At 52.9% G+C, this 21,715-nt stretch carries 21 protein-coding genes; 17 read left to right on the forward strand and 4 right to left on the reverse strand.

Annotation, left to right across the window (positions count from 1 at the left end; genetic code table 11):
• The first annotated feature begins 28 nt into the window (after positions 1-28).
• Together recQ and rhtC are read left to right on the forward strand one after the other, a co-directional pair.
• Complete coding sequence (recQ, locus tag OGX96_RS01055) at positions 29-1,858, forward strand: ATP-dependent DNA helicase RecQ (RefSeq protein WP_008787089.1); 1,830 nt, start codon at positions 29-31, stop codon at positions 1,856-1,858.
• A 63-nt stretch (positions 1,859-1,921) separates the two neighbouring features.
• Complete coding sequence (rhtC, locus tag OGX96_RS01060; protein ID WP_003828942.1) at positions 1,922-2,542, forward strand: threonine export protein RhtC; 621 nt, start codon at positions 1,922-1,924, stop codon at positions 2,540-2,542.
• Positions 2,543-2,587: 45 nt separating this feature from the next.
• Here rhtC and rhtB read toward each other — a convergent pair whose 3' ends face one another.
• Complete coding sequence (rhtB, locus tag OGX96_RS01065; RefSeq protein WP_003828938.1) at positions 2,588-3,208, reverse strand: homoserine/homoserine lactone efflux protein; 621 nt, start codon at positions 3,206-3,208, stop codon at positions 2,588-2,590.
• A 110-nt stretch (positions 3,209-3,318) separates the two neighbouring features.
• Here rhtB and pldB point away from each other — a divergent pair, with 110 nt between their 5' ends.
• From pldB to OGX96_RS01080, 3 genes are all read left to right on the forward strand, one after another.
• The gene (gene pldB, locus OGX96_RS01070) at positions 3,319-4,335 is read left to right on the forward strand and encodes a lysophospholipase L2 (protein WP_003017911.1); all 1,017 of its coding nucleotides are present in this window, start codon (positions 3,319-3,321) and stop codon (positions 4,333-4,335) included.
• 15 nt (positions 4,336-4,350) lie between these two features.
• Positions 4,351-5,151 (forward strand): sugar/pyridoxal phosphate phosphatase YigL, encoded by an 801-nt coding sequence (gene yigL / locus OGX96_RS01075; RefSeq protein WP_008787091.1) that lies wholly within the window; start codon positions 4,351-4,353, stop codon positions 5,149-5,151.
• Between the two features lie 79 nt (positions 5,152-5,230).
• Positions 5,231-6,130, forward strand: coding sequence for a carboxylate/amino acid/amine transporter (locus OGX96_RS01080; RefSeq protein ID WP_198803095.1), 900 nt, complete (start codon positions 5,231-5,233; stop codon positions 6,128-6,130).
• Here OGX96_RS01080 and metR read toward each other — a convergent pair.
• Positions 6,018-6,971 carry an HTH-type transcriptional regulator MetR gene (gene metR, locus OGX96_RS01085; protein ID WP_071445972.1) on the reverse strand — a complete coding sequence of 318 codons (954 nt, stop codon included), beginning with the start codon at positions 6,969-6,971 and terminating at the stop codon, positions 6,018-6,020. The two genes, OGX96_RS01080 and metR, sit on opposite strands and share 113 nt — an antisense overlap.
• 235 nt (positions 6,972-7,206) lie before the next feature.
• Between metR and metE the strand changes: the two genes are divergently transcribed.
• Positions 7,207-9,468: a 5-methyltetrahydropteroyltriglutamate--homocysteine S-methyltransferase gene (metE, locus tag OGX96_RS01090; protein WP_198803093.1), complete on the forward strand. Its 2,262-nt coding sequence runs from the start codon at positions 7,207-7,209 to the stop codon at positions 9,466-9,468.
• 96 nt (positions 9,469-9,564) lie between these two features.
• Here the strand turns inward: metE and OGX96_RS01095 are convergent, their stop codons facing one another.
• Positions 9,565-10,371, reverse strand: coding sequence for a dienelactone hydrolase family protein (locus OGX96_RS01095; RefSeq protein ID WP_003828924.1), 807 nt, complete (start codon positions 10,369-10,371; stop codon positions 9,565-9,567).
• Between the two features lie 265 nt (positions 10,372-10,636).
• On the opposite strand from OGX96_RS01095, the gene udp reads away from it, so the two are divergent.
• The 9 genes from udp (at position 10,637) to tatD (ending at position 18,578) form a co-directional block, all read left to right on the forward strand.
• Positions 10,637-11,398, forward strand: a complete 762-nt coding sequence (gene udp, locus OGX96_RS01100; protein ID WP_003828923.1) for a uridine phosphorylase — start codon at positions 10,637-10,639, stop codon at positions 11,396-11,398.
• Between the two features lie 140 nt (positions 11,399-11,538).
• Positions 11,539-12,969 carry a DNA recombination protein RmuC gene (gene rmuC, locus OGX96_RS01105; RefSeq protein ID WP_095533171.1) on the forward strand — a complete coding sequence of 477 codons (1,431 nt, stop codon included), beginning with the start codon at positions 11,539-11,541 and terminating at the stop codon, positions 12,967-12,969.
• Positions 12,970-13,063: 94 nt separating this feature from the next.
• The gene (gene ubiE / locus OGX96_RS01110) at positions 13,064-13,819 is read left to right on the forward strand and encodes a bifunctional demethylmenaquinone methyltransferase/2-methoxy-6-polyprenyl-1,4-benzoquinol methylase UbiE (protein WP_003017897.1); all 756 of its coding nucleotides are present in this window, start codon (positions 13,064-13,066) and stop codon (positions 13,817-13,819) included.
• Between the two features lie 13 nt (positions 13,820-13,832).
• On the forward strand, positions 13,833-14,438 hold the full coding sequence (gene ubiJ / locus OGX96_RS01115) for a ubiquinone biosynthesis protein UbiJ (protein ID WP_003828918.1): 606 nt from the start codon (positions 13,833-13,835) through the stop codon (positions 14,436-14,438).
• Positions 14,435-16,075 carry a ubiquinone biosynthesis regulatory protein kinase UbiB gene (gene ubiB, locus OGX96_RS01120; RefSeq protein WP_003828916.1) on the forward strand — a complete coding sequence of 547 codons (1,641 nt, stop codon included), beginning with the start codon at positions 14,435-14,437 and terminating at the stop codon, positions 16,073-16,075. The genes ubiJ and ubiB overlap by 4 nt, the downstream gene beginning before the upstream one ends.
• A gap of 78 nt (positions 16,076-16,153) precedes the next feature.
• On the forward strand, positions 16,154-16,408 hold the full coding sequence (tatA, locus tag OGX96_RS01125; RefSeq protein ID WP_003017888.1) for a Sec-independent protein translocase subunit TatA: 255 nt from the start codon (positions 16,154-16,156) through the stop codon (positions 16,406-16,408).
• A gap of 3 nt (positions 16,409-16,411) precedes the next feature.
• Positions 16,412-16,960, forward strand: a complete 549-nt coding sequence (tatB, locus tag OGX96_RS01130) for a Sec-independent protein translocase protein TatB (RefSeq protein WP_008787098.1) — start codon at positions 16,412-16,414, stop codon at positions 16,958-16,960.
• Between the two features lie 2 nt (positions 16,961-16,962).
• Entirely contained in the window at positions 16,963-17,754 is a 792-nt protein-coding gene (gene tatC, locus OGX96_RS01135; protein ID WP_003828911.1) for a Sec-independent protein translocase subunit TatC, read from the forward strand.
• A 41-nt stretch (positions 17,755-17,795) separates the two neighbouring features.
• Complete coding sequence (gene tatD, locus OGX96_RS01140; protein WP_286582030.1) at positions 17,796-18,578, forward strand: 3'-5' ssDNA/RNA exonuclease TatD; 783 nt, start codon at positions 17,796-17,798, stop codon at positions 18,576-18,578.
• Between the two features lie 5 nt (positions 18,579-18,583).
• On the opposite strand, the gene rfaH is transcribed toward tatD, so the two are convergent.
• On the reverse strand, positions 18,584-19,072 hold the full coding sequence (rfaH, locus tag OGX96_RS01145) for a transcription/translation regulatory transformer protein RfaH (RefSeq protein ID WP_003017881.1): 489 nt from the start codon (positions 19,070-19,072) through the stop codon (positions 18,584-18,586).
• A 204-nt stretch (positions 19,073-19,276) separates the two neighbouring features.
• Between rfaH and ubiD the strand changes: the two genes are divergently transcribed.
• Both ubiD and fre read left to right on the forward strand, forming a co-directional pair.
• Positions 19,277-20,770, forward strand: coding sequence for a 4-hydroxy-3-polyprenylbenzoate decarboxylase (gene ubiD, locus OGX96_RS01150; protein WP_003828905.1), 1,494 nt, complete (start codon positions 19,277-19,279; stop codon positions 20,768-20,770).
• 40 nt (positions 20,771-20,810) lie between these two features.
• The gene (gene fre / locus OGX96_RS01155; RefSeq protein WP_003828903.1) at positions 20,811-21,512 is read left to right on the forward strand and encodes an NAD(P)H-flavin reductase; all 702 of its coding nucleotides are present in this window, start codon (positions 20,811-20,813) and stop codon (positions 21,510-21,512) included.
• The last annotated feature ends 203 nt before the right edge of the window (positions 21,513-21,715 follow it).

Here is a 21,715-nt window from a genome sequence, read left to right on the forward strand (position 1 = left end):
GTTTTTATTTCGGGCGAATGGGGTTAATGTGGCGCAGGCGGAAGTGTTGAATCTGGAAATGGGCGCTAAACAGGTTTTGCAGGAAACCTTTGGCTACCAACAGTTTCGCCCCGGTCAGGAAGAAATCATTGATACCGTGCTCTCTGGTCGCGACTGCCTGGTCGTTATGCCGACCGGCGGCGGTAAATCCCTGTGCTATCAAATTCCCGCATTATTGCTAAACGGACTCACCGTTGTTGTTTCCCCGCTGATTTCCCTGATGAAAGATCAGGTCGATCAACTGCTGGCCAACGGCGTGGCGGCGGCGTGCCTGAATTCTACTCAAAGTCGTGAACAACAGCTTGAGGTGATGGCGGGCTGTCGCAGCGGGCAGATTCGCTTACTGTATATTGCGCCCGAACGCCTGATGCTGGATAACTTCCTTGAGCATCTGGCGCACTGGAATCCGGTGCTGCTGGCGGTTGATGAAGCGCACTGTATTTCGCAGTGGGGGCATGATTTCCGCCCCGAGTACGCTGCGCTGGGCCAGCTGCGCCAGCGTTTCCCGACGCTGCCGTTTGTGGCGCTGACCGCGACCGCGGATGAGACAACCAGGCTGGACATTGTGCGTCTGCTGGGACTCAACGATCCGTTAATTCAGATCAGCAGCTTTGACCGCCCAAACATTCGCTACATGCTGATGGAGAAGTTTAAGCCGCTCGATCAACTGATGCGCTACGTGCAAGAGCAGCGCGGTAAGTCTGGCATTATCTATTGTAACAGTCGCGCCAAAGTCGAAGACACCGCCGCGCGTCTGCAAAGCCGTGGCATCAGCGCCGGGGCTTATCATGCCGGGCTGGAAAATGCTGTACGCGCCGAGGTGCAGGAGAAATTCCAGCGTGATGACCTGCAAATCGTAGTGGCGACCGTGGCGTTCGGTATGGGGATCAACAAACCTAACGTACGCTTCGTGGTGCATTTCGATATTCCGCGTAACATCGAATCCTATTACCAGGAAACCGGCCGCGCCGGGCGTGATGGCCTGCCGGCGGAAGCGATGCTGTTTTACGATCCGGCTGATATGGCATGGCTACGCCGTTGCCTCGAAGAGAAACCCGCTGGGCAACTACTGGATATCGAGCGTCATAAGCTCAATGCGATGGGGGCGTTTGCCGAGGCACAAACCTGTCGTCGTCTGGTGCTGCTGAACTATTTTGGCGAAGGGCGCCAGGAGCCGTGTGGCAACTGCGATATCTGTCTCGACCCGCCAAAACAGTACGACGGACTTATGGATGCGCGCAAAGCGCTGTCGACGATTTACCGTGTTAACCAACGCTTCGGCATGGGGTACGTCGTGGAAGTTCTGCGCGGAGCGAATAACCAGCGTATTCGCGAACTGGCTCATGACAAACTGCCGGTCTATGGCATTGGTCGCGAGCAAAGCCACGAACACTGGGTGAGCGTTATTCGCCAGCTTATTCACCTGGGCCTGGTGACGCAGAATATTGCTCATCACTCCGCGTTACAGCTAACCGAAGCCGCGCGTCCGGTGTTGCGCGGTGACGTTGCGTTACAGCTTGCTGTACCACGTATTGTGGCGCTGAAACCGCGTGCGATGCAGAAATCCTTCGGTGGTAACTACGACCGCAAACTGTTCGCCAAATTGCGTAAGCTGCGTAAAGCCATTGCCGACGAAGAGAACATTCCGCCGTACGTGGTGTTCAACGACGCCACGCTGATTGAAATGGCAGAGCAGATGCCGGTTTCACCGAGTGAAATGCTAAGCGTAAACGGTGTGGGGATGCGTAAACTGGAGCGTTTCGGTAAAGAGTTTATGGCGCTTATTCGCGCACACGTTGATGGTGACGACGAAGAGTAGTCAGCCGGGCAAAAAAGTGCCAGGATGGTGACTCACTGAACTATTCCCCCGCGAGTCATTTTTATGTTAACGCTATTTTTCACCGTTGCGTTGGTGCATATCGTTGCGCTGATGAGCCCCGGTCCCGATTTCTTTTTTGTTTCTCAAACTGCGGTTAGCCGTTCGCGCAAAGAAGCTATGATGGGCGTGCTGGGCATTACCTGCGGCGTCATGGTCTGGGCTGGCGTGGCACTGCTCGGCCTGCATCTGATTATCGAAAAAATGGCCTGGCTGCATACCATTATTATGGTCGGCGGGGGGCTGTATCTGTGCTGGATGGGTTATCAGATGCTGCGCGGCGCGTTTAAAAAACAGGATGTTGCAGCGCCCACTCCGCAGGTGGAGCTGGCGCAGAGCGGACGCAGCTTTTTGAAAGGTCTGCTGACCAACCTGGCGAACCCTAAAGCCATTATCTATTTTGGCTCCGTCTTCTCATTGTTCGTTGGCGACAACGTGGGAACGGGCGCGCGCTGGGGGATCTTTGCTCTGATTATCGTGGAAACGCTGGCGTGGTTTACCGTGGTCGCCAGCCTGTTTGCGCTCCCGAAAATGCGTCGTGGCTATCAGCGTCTGGCGAAGTGGATTGATGGTTTTGCCGGTGCGCTGTTCGCAGGCTTTGGTATCCATCTGATTATTTCGCGCTAATTTACCAGCAGGCCGGATAAGCGCTAGCGCCATCCGGCACTCACATCACGCATGCCTTGCCGATGCCAGCAGGGCGCCTATCAGCATAAATAGCGAACCAAACACTTTGTTCAGCGCCTTCATTTGCTTTGGTCCTTTAATCCAGCCAGCAATGCGCGTGGCCAACGTCGCGTAACCGATCATCACAATGATATCGACCACGATGGTCGTGACGCCAAGCACCACGTACTGCATCAACTGCGGTTCTTGCGGCAGGATAAACTGCGGGAACAGAGCGGCAAGGAAAACTATGCTCTTAGGATTGGTCAGATTAACAAAGACCGCGCGTTTGAACAGCCGGCTGCGCGATTGCGTATTCGCCATGGTATTCAGATCGATAGCACCCGCCGCCCGCCATTGTTGAATACCCAGCCAAATCAGATAGGCCGCTCCCGCCCACTTCAGCACCTCAAATGCGATCACCGAACGTGAAAATAGCGTTCCCAGTCCTACGCCAACCAGAACGATATGAATACCCAACCCGGTCTGCAAACCCGCAATCGACGCGCTGGCACCGCGATATCCGTGGCTGATGGCGGTGGTCATGGTATTGATTGCGCCAGAGCCTGGGGACAAGCTCAAAATAATAGAGGTCAGCAGGTAGGCGAACCACCATTCAAAGGTCATGAGAAACTCCCGGATTGTCTATTTTTATGCCACAATACGCTACTGCCGTTAGGTTGTGTCAGTGACGGCGAAAAAAACGATTTTACTTGGTCAGCGAGGCTGGATACCCGATGTTTCAGCAGCAAAAAGACTGGGAAACAAGAGAAAACGCGTTTGCTGCTTTTTCCATGGGGCCACTGACAGATTTCTGGCGTCAGCGGGAAGAAGCGGAATTTACGGGCGTGGATGATATTCCCGTACATTTTGTTCGTTTTCATGCAGAAAAAAACGATCGCGTCATCGTCGTCTGTCCTGGACGCATTGAAAGTTACGTGAAATACGCTGAACTGGCGTATGACCTGTTTCATTCTGGTTTTGACGTTCTCATTATCGATCACCGTGGCCAGGGGCGTTCCGGGCGTATGCTTTCGGATCCGCATCGCGGTCATGTCGATAACTTTAATGATTATGTCGACGATCTAACCGCCTTCTGGCAGCAGGAAGTGCTACCCGGCCCGTGGAGAAAACGCTATATCCTGGCGCATTCAATGGGCGGGGCGATTGCCACGTTATTCCTGCAGCGCCACCCGAATCAGTGTGATGCCATCGCGCTTTGCGCTCCGATGTTTGGTATTGTGATGCGCTTTCCCGACTGGATGGTGCGCCATATACTGGACTGGGCCGAAGGGCATCCGCGGATCCGCGAAGGCTATGCGATGGGAACCGGGCGCTGGCGGGCGCTGCCGTTCGGTATGAATGCGTTAACCCATAGTCGACAGCGCTATCGGCGCAATCTACGCTTTTATGCTGATGAGCCGCGGTTGCGCGTTGGCGGCCCCACCTATCACTGGGTACGTGAAGGGATTCTGGCTGGCGAACAGGTTTTGGCTGGCGCCGGAGATGATGCGACGCCGACGCTGCTGATTCAGGCTGAAGAAGAGCGTGTGGTAGATAACCGCATGCACGATCGTTTTTGTGAACTCCGCGCCGCAGCGGGCCATCCTGTAGAAGGGGGTCAGCCGCTTGTCATCAAAGGCGCGTACCATGAGATCCTTTTTGAAAAGGACGCCATGCGTTCAGTCGCGCTTAACGCTATTGTCGAATTTTTCGACAAGCATAACTCATCCAGCGGAACCCGCTTTGCCTAGAGGTTGAATTTTCTTATGTATCAGGTTGTTGCGTCTGATTTAGACGGTACGCTGCTTTCTCCCGACCATACTCTGTCCCCTTATGCCAAAGAGACGCTGAAGTTATTGACCGCTCGCGGCGTTAACTTCGTGTTTGCGACTGGCCGTCATCATGTTGATGTGGGGCAAATTCGCGATAACCTCGGCATTAAAACCTACATGATCACGTCCAACGGCGCGCGCGTGCATGATTCTGACGGGAATCTGGTGTTTTCCCATAACCTGGATCGCGATATTGCCAGCGACCTGTTTGGCGTAGTGAATGCAAACCCGGACATCGTGACCAACGTATATCGTGATGATGAGTGGTTTATGAATCGCCATCGTCCGGACGAAATGCGTTTCTTCAAAGAAGCGGTGTTTAACTATTCACTGTTTGAACCTGCATTACTGGAGCCTGAGGGCGTCAGCAAAGTGTTCTTCACCACCGACTCTCACGAAAGGCTACTGCCGTTGGAGCAGGCGATTAACGCCCGCTGGGGCGATCGCGTCAACGTCAGCTTCTCTACGCTTACCTGTCTGGAAGTCATGGCTGGCGGCGTATCGAAAGGTCATGCGCTGGAAGCGGTAGCAAAAGCGATGGGCTACAGCCTGAAAGACTGCATCGCCTTTGGCGACGGGATGAACGATGCGGAAATGCTCTCAATGGCAGGCAAAGGCTGCATCATGGGCAATGCCCACCAGCGCCTGAAGGATCTGCACCCGGAACTGGAAGTCATTGGTCTTAATGCCGACGATGCCGTGCCACACTATCTGCGTGAACTGTTTTTGCAGTAACCTTCTGTTCGTTAGTTGACCAGTTGTCAACTAAAAACTTCGCTACAATGGGTGTACCTTTTGTTAAGAGACATCCATTGTGGCGTTACTCATCATTACCACAATTCTGTGGGCCTTTTCCTTTAGCCTGTTTGGCGAGTACCTTGCCGGTCATGTCGATAGCTATTTTGCGGTGCTGGTGCGCGTTGGGCTGGCGGCGCTGGTGTTCCTGCCGTTTCTACGTACTCGTGGGTACAGCGTAAAAACGATCGGGCTGTATATGCTGGTGGGTGCCATGCAGCTTGGCATTATGTACATGCTGAGTTTTCACGCCTATCTGTACCTGACGGTTTCAGAACTGCTGCTCTTTACCGTGCTGACGCCGCTCTACATTACGCTGATTTATGATCTGATGAGCGGACGTCGTCTGCGCTGGAGTTACGCCTTTAGTGCGTTACTGGCGGTGATTGGCGCGGGGATCATTCGTTACGATCAGGTGACCAGCCACTTCTGGACCGGTCTGCTGTTGGTGCAGTTGTCCAATATCAGCTTTGCCATTGGTATGGTGGGTTATAAACGTCTGATGGAAACACGGCCAATGCCGCAGCACAACGCCTTTGCCTGGTTTTATATGGGCGCCTTTATGGTGGCTGTCGTGGCCTGGTTCATGCTGGGCAATGCGCAGAAAATGCCTGCAACCACGCTACAGTGGGGAATTCTGGTCTTTCTTGGCGTGGCGGCGTCCGGCATTGGTTACTTTATGTGGAACTACGGCGCGACCCAGGTGGATGCGGGCACGCTGGGCATCATGAACAATATGCATGTCCCTGCCGGACTGCTGGTTAACCTGGCTATCTGGCATCAACAACCTCACTGGCCAAGCTTCATCATTGGTGCGGCTGTGATAGTGGCTTCACTGTGGGTACATCGAAAGTGGGTCGTTCCGCACTCCGTACAAACGGTAGGTGATCGCAGGCGTGATTCCGCGCTGAGCGAATAAACGCTTCTGTGACCGGCTGTCGCTGCTCGCCATCACGCACGGCGGCGTACAGTCGGCTCCACAATCCATCACCCAGGGTTTTGGTCACTACCAGGCCCTGGCGTTCAAAACTCTCCACCACCCAGTGCGGTAATGCCGCGATACCCATTCTGGCTGCAACCATCTGAATCAGCAGCAAGGTGTTATCCACGCTTTTCAGCGACGGACTAACGCCTGCAGGCTGCAGGAAATGCCGCCATACATCCAGTCGAGTCCGCTGTACCGGGTAAATGAGCAGCGTCTCGCTGGCCAAATCTTCCGGTGTGATTTGTGTTTTGCTGGCCAACGGATGGTCAGGCGCCAGTACCAGGCGGACTTCAAAATCAAACATCGGTGAGTAGTGCAATCCGCTGCGCGGCAGGATGTCGGAGGTTAACACCAGATCCAGCTCATCCTGCTGTAGCGCTGGTTGCGGATCGAACGTCACGCCGGATTTAAAGTCCATCTCCACCTGCGGCCAGTTGGCACGAAAATTCTCCAGCGCGGGCGTCAGCCATTGAATACAACTGTGACATTCAATCGCGATTCGCAGCCGGGTTTGCTGCGGTTCGTTGCAGGCCTGCAGCGCACGACCAATTTGCGGCAACACCTGATTGGCTAACTGCAGCAGGATTTCTCCCTGCGGCGTAAAGCGCAGAGGCTGGCTTTTACGGATAAAAAGTCGAAAGCCAAGGCGCTGCTCCAGATCGCTGAACTGGTGAGAAAGGGCGGATTGGGTCTGATGCAACGTCGCCGCTGCGGCTGCCAGAGAACCACTATTCCGCAACGCCTGGAGCGTTTTCAGGTGTTTAATCTCGATCATGAAAGTCCTTCACTTCGGCATGAACAAATTGCGCTTGAGGAATATACAGTAACCGCCAATTATGGATGTGTAAACATCTGGACGGCTAAAATCCTTCGTCTTTTAAATTTATGGTGCGTTGGCTTCGTTTCCCCACCCCAGTCACTTACTTCAGTAAGCTCCTGGGGATGAGTAAGCTTGCCGCCTTCCCTAAATTCAAAATCCATAGGATTTACATATAATTAGAGGAAGAAAAATGACAATATTGAATCACACCCTCGGTTTCCCTCGCGTTGGCCTGCGTCGCGAGTTGAAGAAAGCGCAAGAAAGCTACTGGGCGGGAAATTCTTCCCGTGAAGATTTGCTGACCGTTGGCCGCGAGCTGCGTGCCCGCCACTGGGATCAGCAGAAGCAGGCGGGCGTTGACCTGCTGCCGGTGGGTGATTTTGCCTGGTACGATCACGTGCTGACTACCAGCCTACTGCTCGGCAACGTTCCGGCTCGCCATCAAAATAAAGACGGCTCGGTCGATATCGATACCTTATTCCGCATTGGCCGTGGCCGCGCACCAACGGGTGAACCCGCGGCGGCGGCAGAAATGACCAAATGGTTTAACACCAACTATCACTACATGGTGCCAGAGTTCACTAAAGGTCAGCAGTTCAAACTGACCTGGACCCAACTGCTGGATGAAGTGGACGAAGCGCTGGCGCTCGGTCACAAGGTGAAGCCTGTGCTGCTGGGGCCGGTAACCTACCTGTGGTTGGGTAAAGTGAAAGGCGAACAGTTTGATCGCCTGAGCCTGTTGAACGACATTCTGCCGGTTTACCAGCAGGTACTGGCCGAGCTGGCGAAACGCGGTATTGAGTGGGTGCAGATTGACGAACCCGCGCTGGTACTGGAATTGCCGCAAGCGTGGCTGGACGCCTTCAAACCTGCTTATGACGCGCTGACGGGTCAGGTGAAGTTGCTACTGACCACCTACTTCGAAGGCGTAACGCCAAACCTGGATACCATTACCGCCCTGCCGGTACAGGGGCTGCACGTTGACTTCGTGCACGGCAAAGATGATGCAGCCGAGCTGCACACGCGTCTGCCAGCCGACTGGCTGCTGTCAGCGGGGCTGGTGAACGGCCGCAACGTCTGGCGTGCCGATCTCAGCGAAAAATACGCACAAATCAAAGATATCGTCGGGAAACGTAACCTGTGGGTGGCTTCTTCCTGCTCCCTGCTGCACAGCCCAATCGATCTCAGTGTTGAAACCCGCCTTGATGCAGAAGTGAAGAGCTGGTTTGCCTTCGCCCTGCAAAAATGCGGCGAGCTGGCGCTGCTGCGCGATGCATTGAATAGCGGAGATACGGCGGCAATTGTCGAGTGGAGTGCACCGATTCAGGCTCGTCGTCACTCTACCCGCGTACACAACGCCGCAGTGGAAAAACGTCTGGCGGCAATCACCGCCCAGGACAGCCAGCGCGCTAACGCTTACCCGGTTCGTGCCGAGGCGCAACGTGCCCGCTTTAATCTGCCGGCATGGCCGACTACGACTATCGGTTCATTCCCGCAAACCACAGAAATTCGCGGCCTGCGCCTGGATTTCAAAAAGGGCAACCTGGATGCCGGTAACTATCGCACCGGAATTGCGGAACATATTAAACAGGCGATTGTTGAACAGGAACGTCTGGGTCTCGACGTGCTGGTACACGGTGAAGCCGAGCGTAATGACATGGTTGAATACTTTGGCGAGCATCTGGACGGTTTCGTCTTTACCCAGAACGGTTGGGTGCAGAGCTACGGCTCTCGCTGCGTGAAGCCGCCGGTGGTGATTGGCGACGTCAGCCGCCCGGAAGCGATCACCGTGGAGTGGGCGAAATATGCCCAGTCGCTGACCGACAAACCGGTAAAAGGCATGCTGACCGGTCCGGTGACCATTCTCTGCTGGTCATTCCCGCGTGAAGACGTGACGCGTGAAACCATCGCGAAGCAGATCGCGCTGGCGCTGCGTGATGAAGTGGCGGATCTGGAAGCGGCGGGTATCGGCATCATCCAGATTGATGAACCGGCACTGCGCGAAGGTTTACCACTACGTCGCAGCGACTGGGCGGCGTATCTGGAGTGGGGCGTGGAAGCCTTCCGCATTAACGCGGCGGTAGCGAAGGATGAAACCCAGATCCACACCCACATGTGTTATTGCGAGTTCAACGACATCATGGACTCCATTGCGGCGCTGGATGCGGACGTGATCACCATCGAAACCTCGCGCTCTGATATGGAGTTGCTGGAATCGTTTGAAGAGTTCGACTATCCGAACGAAATCGGGCCGGGCGTATACGATATTCACTCGCCGAACGTTCCGAGCGTGGAGTGGATTGAAGCCCTGTTGAAGAAAGCCGAGCAGCGCATTCCAGCAGAACGTCTGTGGGTGAACCCGGACTGCGGCCTGAAAACCCGCGGCTGGCCGGAAACCCGTGCTGCGCTGGCGAACATGGTCAAAGCGGCGCAGAATCTGCGTCAGGCGTAATTCATTGCCCGGGAAGCGCTTGCGCTTACCCGGGTTACAGGAAATCGCAATAGTTGTAGGCCCGGTAAGGCGTCGCCACCACCGGGCAATTAACGTTTATTTCTTCCCACCGTATTGCACGAACCACTCCAGCATTCTCTGCCAACCGTCTTTCGCGGACTCTTCGTGATAGCTCGGGCGATAATCGGCGTTGAACGCATGTCCGGCATCGGGATAGACCACGATTTCCGCTTTAGCATTGGCGGCGCGTAGCGCCTGGCGCATTGTTTCAACGGTATCTTGCGGAATGCTGGTGTCCTGGCCGCCATAAAGCCCCAAAACGGGGGCGTTAAGATCGGTTGCGATATCAACGGGATGTTTTGGCGAGTTGAGGGTTTTGTCACCCACCAATTTGCCATACCACGCTACGGCCGCTTTTAACTGCGGATTATGTGCGGCATACAGCCAGGTGATGCGTCCACCCCAGCAAAATCCGGTGATCATCAACTGGTGCGCATCTCCTCCGTTGCGGGAGGCCCAGCTAGCGACGTGGTCCAGATCGGCCAGTACCTGAGAGTCAGGCACTTTGGCGACAAGGCCACTAAGCAGCGTAGGGATATCGGCAAAGTCATTGGGATCGCCTTCGCGAAAATAGAGTTCTGGTGCGATAGCCAGATACCCTTCCAGAGCCAGACGACGGCAAACGTCACGAATGTGCTCATGAATACCAAAAATCTCCTGCACGACAATAACTACGGGCAGCAGGCCATCAGTCTGTTTTGGTCGTGCGTGATACGCTGGCATATCATCGCCTTGTGAAGGTATGGACGTTACACCGGCGATAATTGCATTATCCGGGGTGTGAACCGTGGTAGACGTCGGTGGAGATACAGCAGGTGCAAAGCCAGATTGTCGTGTTGTCATGGTATTCTCCGTACCCTTAAATATTCAGCAAAAAAGCGCATTGTTAACTATAGACACATGCAACGAACCACATTGCCTTAAACGGGCTATCTTTTGTGCAGGGCTTACTTATATCGCATCATTTATGTGATAAAGATCACTATTTAATGGTAATCGAATGCAATTGATTTACATCATAGTGATGACTGTCACGAAAATATGTTTATGCCTTCGGTAAAGTGTGTTTTTGCTTCTTCTGACAAAACCGATTCACAGAGGAGTTTTTATGTCTAAGTCTGATGTTTTTCATCTCGGCCTCACTAAGAACGATTTACAAGGGGCTACGCTTGCTATCGTCCCTGGCGACCCGGAACGTGTGGAAAAGATCGCCGCGCTGATGGATAAGCCGGTTAAGCTGGCATCTCATCGCGAGTTCACCACCTGGCGTGCTGAGCTGGATGGTAAAGCCGTGATCGTTTGCTCTACCGGTATCGGCGGCCCGTCCACCTCTATTGCCGTAGAAGAACTGGCACAGCTGGGCATTCGTACCTTCCTGCGTATCGGTACGACTGGCGCTATCCAGCCGCATATCAACGTGGGTGATGTGCTGGTTACCACTGCATCTGTTCGTCTGGACGGTGCAAGCCTGCACTTCGCACCAATGGAATTCCCGGCCGTTGCGGACTTCGAGTGCACCACCGCGCTGGTGGAAGCGGCGAAATCTATCGGCGCCACCACTCACGTGGGTGTTACTGCGTCTTCTGACACCTTCTACCCAGGCCAGGAGCGTTATGACACCTTCTCTGGTCGCGTCGTGAGTCGTTTCAAAGGCTCAATGGAAGAGTGGCAGTCTATGGGCGTTATGAACTACGAAATGGAATCTGCTACGCTGCTGACCATGTGCGCAAGCCAGGGTCTGCGTGCCGGTATGGTCGCGGGTGTTATCGTGAACCGTACTCAGCAAGAGATCCCTAATGCGGAAACGATGAAACAAACGGAAAGTCACGCGGTGAAAATTGTGGTAGAAGCCGCGCGTCGTTTACTGTAATTCTCCCTTCTATTCAAAAAGGCCGACGCGTTCGGCCTTTTTATTTTGCGTAGTGCCTCGCAGGAAATTCCTTTTAAACTGGACGTTTATACAGCACAATTCTATTTTGTGCGGGTAAGTCGTTGCTGTAAGGGGGCGTTGTGGATATTTCAATTATGATGAGTGCCGTGTTGGCGTTAGCCGCAGGGCTACTGGTAGGGTGGCTGGCGACAAAAGCACGCGCCGATCAAATCCGCGCCGACCTCATCGAAGAGCGACGTGAACTGGATATTGCGCTAAGCGCCGCTCGCCAGCAGCTCTCGCAGGAAGCACACTGGCGTGATGAGTGCGAACTCCTCAATAACGAATTACGCAGTCTGCACAGTATCAACACCTCTCTGGAAGCCGATCTCCGTGAAGTCACTACCCGGCTGGAAGCAACGCAACAGCATGCGGAAGATAAAATCCGCCAGATGATCAACAGCGAACAGCGTCTGAGTGAACAGTTTGAAAATCTGGCGAATCGTATTTTTGAGCACAGCAACCGCCGTGTTGATGAGCAAAATCGCCAAAGTCTGAACAGCCTGCTTGCGCCGCTTCGTGAACAACTGGACGGTTTTCGTCGCCAGGTTCAGGATAGCTTTGGTAAAGAGGCACAAGAACGCCATACCCTGGCACACGAAATTCGTAATCTCCAGCAACTGAATGCGCAGATGGCGCAGGAAGCGGTAAACCTGACGCGTGCATTAAAAGGCGATAACAAAACGCAGGGTAACTGGGGAGAGGTCGTACTCACGCGGGTACTCGAAGCCTCTGGTCTGCGTGAAGGTTATGAATATGAAACCCAGGTCAGCATCGAAAACGACGCCCGTTCGCGAATGCAGCCTGATGTCATCGTTCGGCTACCGCAGGGTAAAGATGTGGTGATCGATGCGAAAATGACGCTGGTTGCTTATGAGCGCTATTTTAACGCAGAAGACGAATACACCCGCGAAAGTGCATTGCAGGAGCACATCGCCTCGGTGCGTAACCATATTCGACTGCTGGGGCGCAAAGATTATCAGCAGCTTCCTGGGCTGCGTACGCTTGACTACGTGCTGATGTTTATCCCCGTTGAGCCCGCTTTTTTACTGGCGCTCGACCGACAGCCCGAACTGATTACCGAAGCGCTTAGAAATAACATTATGCTGGTGAGCCCTACCACGCTGTTGGTGGCATTGCGCACGATCGCCAACCTGTGGCGCTACGAGCATCAGAGTCGTAATGCGCAACAAATTGCCGATCGGGCCAGCAAACTTTATGACAAGATGCGGTTGTTTGTGGATGATATGTCGGCAATAGGTCAAAGCCTGGACAAAGCCCAGGACAACTACCGACAGGCGATGAAAAAACTCTCTTCCGGTCGTGGAAACGTCCTGTCGCAGGCAGAAGCTTTTCGTAGTTTAGGCGTGGAAATTAAGCGCGAGATAAATCCTGAGCTGGCTGAACAAGCTACTACACAGGATGAGGAATACCGCTTGCGCTCGGTCCCTGAGACGCAACAAGATGCGTCTTACCCCGAGGATGAAGCGGTAAATCAGCAATCAAACTAGTCCATTTGGGGTAGTTGAACCCGGTAGAAGGGTAGGGCAAATTGGCCCAATCTGTTACACTTCTCGAACATTTTTTGGATGAGCAGGCACTGAGATGGTGGATAATTCACAAGAAACGACGCACTTTGGCTTTCAGACCGTCGCTAAAGAGCAGAAAGCTGACATGGTGGCCCACGTTTTTCATTCTGTGGCGTCTAAATATGACGTTATGAATGACTTAATGTCATTTGGCATTCATCGTTTGTGGAAGCGCTTCACCATTGATTGCAGTGGCGTGCGTCGCGGGCAAACCGTTCTCGATTTAGCAGGCGGTACCGGCGATCTGACGGCGAAATTCTCTCGCATGGTTGGTGAAACCGGCAAAGTTGTGCTGGCGGATATCAATGACTCAATGCTCAAAATGGGTCGCGAAAAGCTGCGTAATATTGGCGTGGTAGGTAACGTTGAGTACGTTCAGGCGAATGCGGAAGCATTACCTTTCCCTGACAACACGTTTGACTGCATCACCATCTCTTTCGGTCTGCGCAACGTAACGGATAAAGACAAAGCATTACGCTCCATGTACCGCGTATTGAAGCCGGGCGGACGTCTACTAGTGCTGGAATTCTCCAAACCCATAATCGAACCGTTGAGCAAAGCCTACGACGCATACTCTTTCCATGTTCTGCCGCGCATAGGTTCAATGGTAGCAAGCGATGCGGACAGCTACCGTTATTTGGCGGAGTCCATCCGTATGCATCCCGATCAGGACACCTTAAAAGCAATGATGCAAGATGCCGGGTTCGAAAGCGTTGATTACTACAACCTGACAGCAGGTGTCGTTGCGCTGCATCGTGGTTACAAGTTCTGACAGGAGAGTGGGGATGCCTTTAAAACCCTTAGTAACCGCAGGCGTTGAAAATCTGCTCAACACCTTTCTGTACCGTTCTCCTGCGCTGAAGTCAGCCCGAACGCGTTTACAGGGTAAGGTGCTGCGTGTTGATCTCAAAGGATTTTCAACACCGTTAGTCCTGGTATTTAGCGAGCGCCAGGTCGATGTGCTGGGGGCATGGGAAGGCGAAGCCGATTGCACCGTAATCACATATGCCAGTGTGTTACCGAAATTGCGTGACCGACAGCAACTCACCACGCTTATCCGCAGCGGTGAGCTGGAAGTCCAAGGCGATATCCAGGTAGTACAGAACTTTGTTGCGCTGGCCGATCTGGCGGAGTTGGATCCTGCAGAACTGTTAGCACCCTATACCGGCGATATCGTCGCGGAAGGGGTCAGCAAAGTCTTGCGTGGTGGAGCGAAGTTCCTGTGCCATAACTTTCAGCGCCAGCAGCGCTATGTCGCCGAAGCGATCACCGAAGAGTGGCGCATGGCTCCTGGTCCACTAGAGGTTGCATGGTTTGCTGAAGAAACGGCAGCCGTTGAGCGCGCGGTTGAATCTCTGGCCAAACGGCTGGAAAAACTGGAGGCCAAATGACGCCAGGTGAAGTACGGCGCCTTTATTTCATCATTCGCACTTTTTTAAGCTACGGTCTTGATGAACTCATCCCCAAAATGCGAATCACGCTGCCGCTTCGGTTGTGGCGTTACTCGTTGTTCTGGATGCCCAACCGACATAAAGACAAACCGCTGGGAGAAAGGCTGAGACTGGCTTTACAGGAACTGGGCCCGGTGTGGATCAAATTTGGGCAAATGCTCTCTACCCGTCGTGACCTTTTCCCTCCGCACATCGCCGATCAGCTTGCGCTATTGCAGGATCGGGTTGCCCCGTTCGATGGCCTTAGAGCGAAAAAACAAATCGAAGAGGCCATGGGCGGGCTGCCCGTTGAGGAATGGTTTGATGATTTTGAAATCACGCCACTGGCATCTGCGTCTGTTGCTCAGGTCCACACTGCGCGGTTGAAATCGAATGGCAAAGAGGTGGTGATCAAAGTTATTCGCCCGGACATACTTCCGGTCATCAAAGCGGATTTAAAACTGATCTACCGCCTGGCTCGTTGGGTTCCTCGTCTGCTGCCAGATGGGCGTCGCCTGCGACCAACAGAAGTCGTCCGTGAATATGAAAAAACGTTGATCGATGAACTGAATCTGCTGCGCGAATCGGCGAACGCCATTCAGCTACGACGTAATTTTGAAGATAGTCCGATGCTGTACATCCCGGAAGTGTATTCCGACTACTGCAGTCAGAACATGATGGTGATGGAGCGCATTTATGGTATCCCGGTTTCAGATGTCACCACGCTTGAGAAGAACGGCACCAATATGAAATTGTTGGCCGAGCGTGGTGTTCAGGTCTTCTTTACTCAGGTATTCCGCGACAGCTTTTTCCATGCGGATATGCACCCCGGGAACATTTTTGTCAGTTATGAGCACCCTGAAAACCCGAAATACATTGGTATTGATTGTGGGATTGTGGGCTCTTTAAACAAAGAAGATAAGCGTTACCTGGCTGAAAACTTCATTGCGTTCTTTAACCGCGATTACCGCAAAGTTGCTGAACTGCACGTAGATTCTGGTTGGGTTCCACCGGATACCAACGTAGAAGAGTTTGAATTTGCCATTCGTACCGTGTGCGAGCCGATTTTTGAAAAGCCGCTGGCGGAGATTTCCTTTGGTCACGTGCTGTTGAATCTGTTCAACACTGCGCGCCGCTTCAATATGGAAGTTCAGCCTCAACTGGTATTGCTCCAGAAGACGCTGCTGTACGTTGAAGGTGTCGGACGACAACTCTACCCGCAGTTAGATTTGTGGAAAACGGCTAAGCCATTCCTCGAATCCTGGATTAAAGATCAGGTCGGTATTCCGGCGCTCGTTAGGGCATTTAAAGAAAAAGCACCGTTCTGGGTCGAAAAAATGCCAGAAATACCTGAACTGGTGTATGACAGTTTGCGCCAGGGCAAATATTTACAGCACAGTGTTGATAAGATTGCCCGCGAGCTTCACGCAAATCATGTACGCCAGGGACAATCCCGTTATTTATTGGGCATTGGCGCAACATTGTTGCTAAGTGGAACATTCCTGCTGGTAAGCCGCCCTGAGTGGGGGCTTATGCCGGGCTGGTTAATGGCGGGAGGCGTCATAGCCTGGTTGATCGGCTGGCGCAAAATGCGCTGAATTTTTCATCGCCCAAGGCAGGTCGTGTAACGTATACTACGGCCTTATTAATTCATCATCTATGACAGAGGAACATGTATGGGTGGTATCAGTATTTGGCAGTTGTTGATCATTGCCGTCATCGTTGTACTGCTATTTGGCACCAAGAAACTCGGCTCCATCGGTTCCGATCTTGGCGCGTCGATCAAAGGCTTCAAAAAAGCGATGGGTGATGATGAGCCTAAGCAAGATAAGACCAGCCAGGACGCTGATTTTACTGCTAAATCCATCACCGATAAGCAGGGTGAAGTGAAAAAGGAAGACGCCAAAAGCCAAGATAAAGAGCAGGTATAATCCGTGTTTGATATCGGTTTTAGCGAACTGTTATTGGTGTTCGTGATCGGCCTCATTGTTCTGGGGCCGCAACGATTACCTGTAGCGGTAAAAACGGTTGCTGGCTGGGTTCGCGCTTTGCGTTCCCTTGCAACTACTGTTCAGAATGAACTGACCCAGGAGCTTAAGCTTCAGGAGTTTCAGGACAGCCTGAAGAAAGTAGAGAAAGCGAGCCTGACAAATCTGACCCCGGAGCTGAAAGCGTCAATGGATGAGCTGCGTGAAGCGGCGGAATCGATGAAGCGTTCTTACAGCGTGCACGATCCTGAGAAAGCGAGCGATGAAGCGCACACTATCCATAATCCGGTGGTGAAAGAAGGTGAAGCGCAGCGAGAAGGGGTCACCCCTGCCGCCGCTGAAAACCAGGCCAGTTCGCCGGAGCAAAAACCGGAATCCGCGGGTGCTAAAACGCCAGAGCAGACGGAAAACACTTCCGCCACGTTGATGGATGCAGAAAAGAAAGCTGCCGCACCTGTTGTCGAATCCTCCCCCTCGTCGAGTGATAAACCGTAAACATGGCTGTAGAAGATACCCAACCGCTCATTACGCATCTTATCGAGCTGCGTAAGCGACTCCTGAACTGCATTATTGCGGTTATCGTGATCTTTCTGGCGTTGGTTTACTTTGCCAACGACATTTACCATATGGTTGCGGCACCGCTGATTAAACAGATGCCGCAGGGTGCAACGATGATCGCCACCGATGTGGCCTCACCGTTCTTTACCCCTATAAAGTTAACCTTCATGGTGTCGCTGATCCTGTCAGCGCCAGTGATCCTCTACCAGGTATGGGCATTCATTGCGCCTGCTTTGTACAAACATGAACGTCGCCTGGTTGTGCCGCTGCTGGTCTCCAGCTCGTTGTTGTTCTACATCGGCATGGCATTCGCCTATTTTGTCGTCTTCCCGTTGGCGTTTGGTTTTCTGGCTAACACGGCTCCGCAAGGCGTGCAGGTATCGACAGATATTGCCAGCTATCTCAGCTTTGTAATGGCGCTATTTATGGCTTTCGGTGTCTCTTTTGAGGTCCCTGTCGCCATTGTGCTGCTATGCTGGATGGGCATTACGACACCTGAAGATTTGCGTAAGAAACGACCTTACGTTGTGGTGGGAGCATTCGTCGTCGGGATGTTACTGACTCCGCCAGATGTCTTCTCGCAAACGTTGTTGGCGATACCGATGTACTGCCTGTTTGAAGTGGGCGTTTTCTTCTCTCGTTTCTATGTCGGTAAGCGACGTACGCGAGATGAGGACAACGAGGCTGAAGAAGCAAAAGAAGCCGAAGCCACCGAGAAAACAGAAGAGTAAATTCAACCGCCCGTCAGGGCGGTTGTCATATGGGAGGTAGCATGTTTGATATTGGCGTTAATTTAACCAGTTCACAATTTGCGAAAGACAGGGATGATGTTGTGGCGCGCGCCTTTGCTGCGGGCGTAAACGGTATGCTTCTGACCGGAACAAACCTGCACGAAAGCCAGCAGGCGCTGAAGTTGGCGCAACATTATCCGCATTGCTGGTCCACGGCTGGCGTGCACCCGCATGACAGTAGCCAATGGCAATCCTCAACGGAAGACGAGATTATCGCGCTGGCAAACCAGTCTGAGGTGGTCGCTATTGGCGAGTGCGGTCTGGATTTCAATCGCAATTTCTCCACGCCGCAGGAGCAGGAACGTGCTTTTGAGGCACAACTGCGCATTGCCGCTGAACTGCAGATGCCGATTTTCATGCATTGTCGGGATGCCCATGAGCGTTTTCTGACGTTGCTGGAGCCGTGGCTGGATAGTCTCCCGGGCGCGGTGCTGCACTGTTTTACCGGAACGCAGCAGGAGATGCAGGAGTGTGTGGACCGAGGGCTTTATATTGGTATTACCGGCTGGGTCTGTGATGAGCGTCGGGGGATGGAACTGCGGGAACTGCTGCCGTTTATTCCGGTAGAAAGACTACTGATCGAAACCGATGCGCCTTACCTACTTCCTCGCGACTTAACGCCTAAACCGACGTCACGGCGCAATGAACCGGCGCACCTGCCACATATTCTTGAGCGTATTGCCCACTGGCGCGGAGAAGATCCTCAATGGCTGTCAGCAACCATTGATGCTAACGTCCGAACGTTGTTTGAAGTGACCTTCTAAACGGCTTAAATTTTTCTAAAACCGGTATTTTTCACGCTCTGCTTAACTTCTTTATTCAACAGGTTAAGCAGTAGCATGGAACGCGCTTCGCCATCCGGTTCGGTGAAGATCGCTTTTAGCCCCTCAAATGCCCCTTCAGTAATAATCACGCTGTCCCCTGGCTGAGGAGTTTGCGGGTCCACAATACCTTCAGGCTTGTAGATAGAAAGCTGGTGAATAACGGGAGAAGGGACGGTCGCAGGCGTCGCGCCAAAACGGACGAAATGGCTGACACCACGCGTGGCATTGATAGTGGTGGTGTGGATCACTTCCGGGTCGAACTCGACAAACATGTAATTAGGGAATAGTGGTTCACTGACTGTGGTACGTTTACCGCGCACTATTTTTTCCAGGGTGATCATAGGCGTCAGGCAGTTCACCGCCTGTCTTTCCAGGTGTTCCTGGGCTCTCTGAAGTTGCCCACGTTTGCAGTACAGTAAATACCAGGATTGCATAATAACTCTTATCCGCTTGTTCTGAGCGCAAGCATAGCAAAAGCCATGCGTTAAGTTAATTATACCCACCTCAACGCAGGCTGAAACCCAATGGGTATATACGCCCGGGGCTTATATGTATCGCCAGAGTTCACGCTAATTTAACAAAAATACAGCATCACAATGATGAACGCCGTATAATGAAGCGCTTACGAAGAGGCCACAATGGACGCCATGAAATATCACGATTTACGCGACTTCCTGACGCTGCTTGAACAGCAGGGTGAGCTCAAACGCATTTCGCTTGAGGTGGATCCCCACCTGGAAATTACTGAAATTGCCGATCGCACTCTGCGTGCCGGTGGGCCTGCGTTACTGTTTGAGAATCCGAAAGGCTATTCAATGCCGGTGCTGTGTAACCTGTTTGGCACACCAAAGCGTGTTGCGATGGGGATGGGACAAGAAGATGTCTCGGCGCTACGAGAAGTCGGTAAACTGTTGGCGTTTTTGAAAGAGCCAGAGCCACCGAAAGGATTCCGCGATCTGTTTGATAAGCTGCCGCAGTTTAAGCAGGTGTTGAACATGCCGACTAAGCGGTTGCGCGGTGCACCTTGTCAGCAAAAAATCTACTCAGGCGATGACGTTGATTTAAACCGCATTCCGATTATGACCTGCTGGCCGGAAGATGCCGCGCCGCTGATTACCTGGGGGCTCACCGTAACGCGTGGTCCGCATAAAGAGCGGCAGAATCTGGGCATCTATCGTCAGCAGCTGATTGGCAAAAACAAGCTCATTATGCGCTGGCTGTCCCATCGCGGCGGCGCGCTTGATTACCAGGAGTGGTGCGCAGCGCATCCGGGTGAACGCTTCCCGGTTTCTGTGGCGTTAGGAGCAGATCCTGCGACCATTCTGGGGGCCGTGACGCCGGTCCCTGATACATTATCCGAGTACGCATTTGCCGGGCTGTTGCGCGGAACCAAGACCGAAGTAGTTAAATGTATTTCCAACGACCTGGAAGTGCCTGCCAGCGCAGAAATCGTGCTGGAAGGGTACATTGAACCGGGCGAGCTGGCTCCGGAAGGGCCGTATGGCGATCATACCGGCTACTACAACGAAGTAGATAGCTTCCCGGTCTTTACCGTCACGCACATTACCCAGCGTGAAGATGCAATTTATCACTCTACCTATACCGGACGCCCGCCAGATGAACCCGCGGTGCTCGGCGTGGCGCTGAACGAAGTCTTCGTGCCTATTCTGCAAAAGCAGTTCCCGGAAATCGTCGATTTTTATCTACCTCCGGAAGGCTGTTCTTATCGCCTGGCCGTCGTGACGATGAAAAAACAGTACGCTGGTCATGCCAAACGCGTCATGATGGGCGTTTGGTCGTTTTTGCGTCAGTTTATGTACACCAAATTTGTTATTGTTTGCGATGATGACGTCAACGCACGCGACTGGAATGATGTGATTTGGGCAATTACTACCCGTATGGACCCGGCCCGGGATACGGTACTGGTAGAGAATACGCCAATTGATTACCTGGACTTTGCCTCGCCGGTTTCCGGCCTTGGTTCAAAAATGGGGCTGGATGCCACAAATAAATGGCCGGGCGAAACCCAACGTGAATGGGGACGTCCGATTAAAAAAGATCCTGAAGTGACTGCGCGCATTGACGCAATTTGGGATGAACTAGCCATCTTTAATGACGGCAAAAGCGCCTGAGGCGCGATCGTTTTGCCTATTGATCCGACAGAGAGAGCGCATGACAACCTTAAGCTGTAAAGTGACCTCGGTAGAAGCTATCACTGACACCGTATATCGCGTTCGTTTAGTGCCAGACGCGGCGTTTTCCTTTCGTGCTGGCCAGTATTTAATGGTCGTGATGGATGAAAGGGATAAGCGTCCGTTCTCCATGGCATCAACGCCGGACGAGCAAGGATTCATTGAGCTGCACGTTGGCGCCTCTGAGCTAAATCTTTACGCCATGGCCGTGATGGACCGTATTCTGAAAGACCGGGAAATCAAGGTCGACATTCCGCATGGCGAAGCCTGGCTGCGTGACGAAGACGAGCGCCCGCTGATCCTGATTGCCGGAGGTACAGGGTTCTCTTACGTGCGTTCTATTCTGCTTACCGCGCTGGCGCGTAATCCAAATCGCGATATCACCATTTACTGGGGCGGTCGCGAGGAGAAGCATCTCTACGATCTCTCCGAGCTGGAAGCGCTGTCTGTGAACCACCCGAATCTGCGCGTTGAGCCAGTGGTGGAACAGCCTGAAGACGGCTGGCGTGGTCGTACGGGAACCGTGTTAACGGCAGTATTGCAGGATTACGGTACCCTGGCGGAGCATGATATCTACATTGCCGGGCGTTTTGAAATGGCCAAAATCGCGCGCGATCTCTTCTGTAATGAGCGCAGTGCGCGTGAAGATCGCCTGTTTGGCGACGCTTTCGCGTTCATTTAAGCGCTGTGCGCCGGAGCCCTTCCGGCGCATTCATCACCAACCTTACTTCTTCTAACAGGGTGCAAGCCCGGTCTCGTTGTTTCTCTTTTTCACCACGTTTTTTAGTAAACATGTTTTTCCTATCTATTAATCACAAAACTTAGCTTTTGTGACAGGTCTCTTTTTGTTTAGTAAACAAAATTGGCAAACTAGACACAATCAAA

Source organism: Citrobacter sp. Cpo100 (genome assembly GCF_030332595.1).
In the GTDB taxonomy this organism is placed as follows: Bacteria; Pseudomonadota; Gammaproteobacteria; order Enterobacterales; family Enterobacteriaceae; genus Citrobacter; species Citrobacter portucalensis.

What these genes read in the sequence shown, in the direction of transcription:
- tatA (WP_003017888.1), top strand. Translation starts at nt 16,154, where the DNA reads ATGGGTGGTATCAGTATTTGGCAGTTGTTGATCATTGCCGTCATCGTT.
- udp (WP_003828923.1), top strand. Translation starts at nt 10,637, where the DNA reads ATGTCTAAGTCTGATGTTTTTCATCTCGGCCTCACTAAGAACGATTTA.
- ubiE (WP_003017897.1), top strand. Translation starts at nt 13,064, where the DNA reads ATGGTGGATAATTCACAAGAAACGACGCACTTTGGCTTTCAGACCGTC.
- yigL (WP_008787091.1), top strand. Translation starts at nt 4,351, where the DNA reads ATGTATCAGGTTGTTGCGTCTGATTTAGACGGTACGCTGCTTTCTCCC.
- metE (WP_198803093.1), top strand. Translation starts at nt 7,207, where the DNA reads ATGACAATATTGAATCACACCCTCGGTTTCCCTCGCGTTGGCCTGCGT.
- pldB (WP_003017911.1), top strand. Translation starts at nt 3,319, where the DNA reads ATGTTTCAGCAGCAAAAAGACTGGGAAACAAGAGAAAACGCGTTTGCT.
- rfaH (WP_003017881.1), bottom strand. Translation starts at nt 19,072, where the DNA reads ATGCAATCCTGGTATTTACTGTACTGCAAACGTGGGCAACTTCAGAGA.
- OGX96_RS01095 (WP_003828924.1), bottom strand. Translation starts at nt 10,371, where the DNA reads ATGACAACACGACAATCTGGCTTTGCACCTGCTGTATCTCCACCGACG.
- tatD (WP_286582030.1), top strand. Translation starts at nt 17,796, where the DNA reads ATGTTTGATATTGGCGTTAATTTAACCAGTTCACAATTTGCGAAAGAC.
- rhtB (WP_003828938.1), bottom strand. Translation starts at nt 3,208, where the DNA reads ATGACCTTTGAATGGTGGTTCGCCTACCTGCTGACCTCTATTATTTTG.
- tatC (WP_003828911.1), top strand. Translation starts at nt 16,963, where the DNA reads ATGGCTGTAGAAGATACCCAACCGCTCATTACGCATCTTATCGAGCTG.
- ubiJ (WP_003828918.1), top strand. Translation starts at nt 13,833, where the DNA reads ATGCCTTTAAAACCCTTAGTAACCGCAGGCGTTGAAAATCTGCTCAAC.
- ubiD (WP_003828905.1), top strand. Translation starts at nt 19,277, where the DNA reads ATGGACGCCATGAAATATCACGATTTACGCGACTTCCTGACGCTGCTT.
- rhtC (WP_003828942.1), top strand. Translation starts at nt 1,922, where the DNA reads ATGTTAACGCTATTTTTCACCGTTGCGTTGGTGCATATCGTTGCGCTG.
- metR (WP_071445972.1), bottom strand. Translation starts at nt 6,971, where the DNA reads ATGATCGAGATTAAACACCTGAAAACGCTCCAGGCGTTGCGGAATAGT.
- ubiB (WP_003828916.1), top strand. Translation starts at nt 14,435, where the DNA reads ATGACGCCAGGTGAAGTACGGCGCCTTTATTTCATCATTCGCACTTTT.
- fre (WP_003828903.1), top strand. Translation starts at nt 20,811, where the DNA reads ATGACAACCTTAAGCTGTAAAGTGACCTCGGTAGAAGCTATCACTGAC.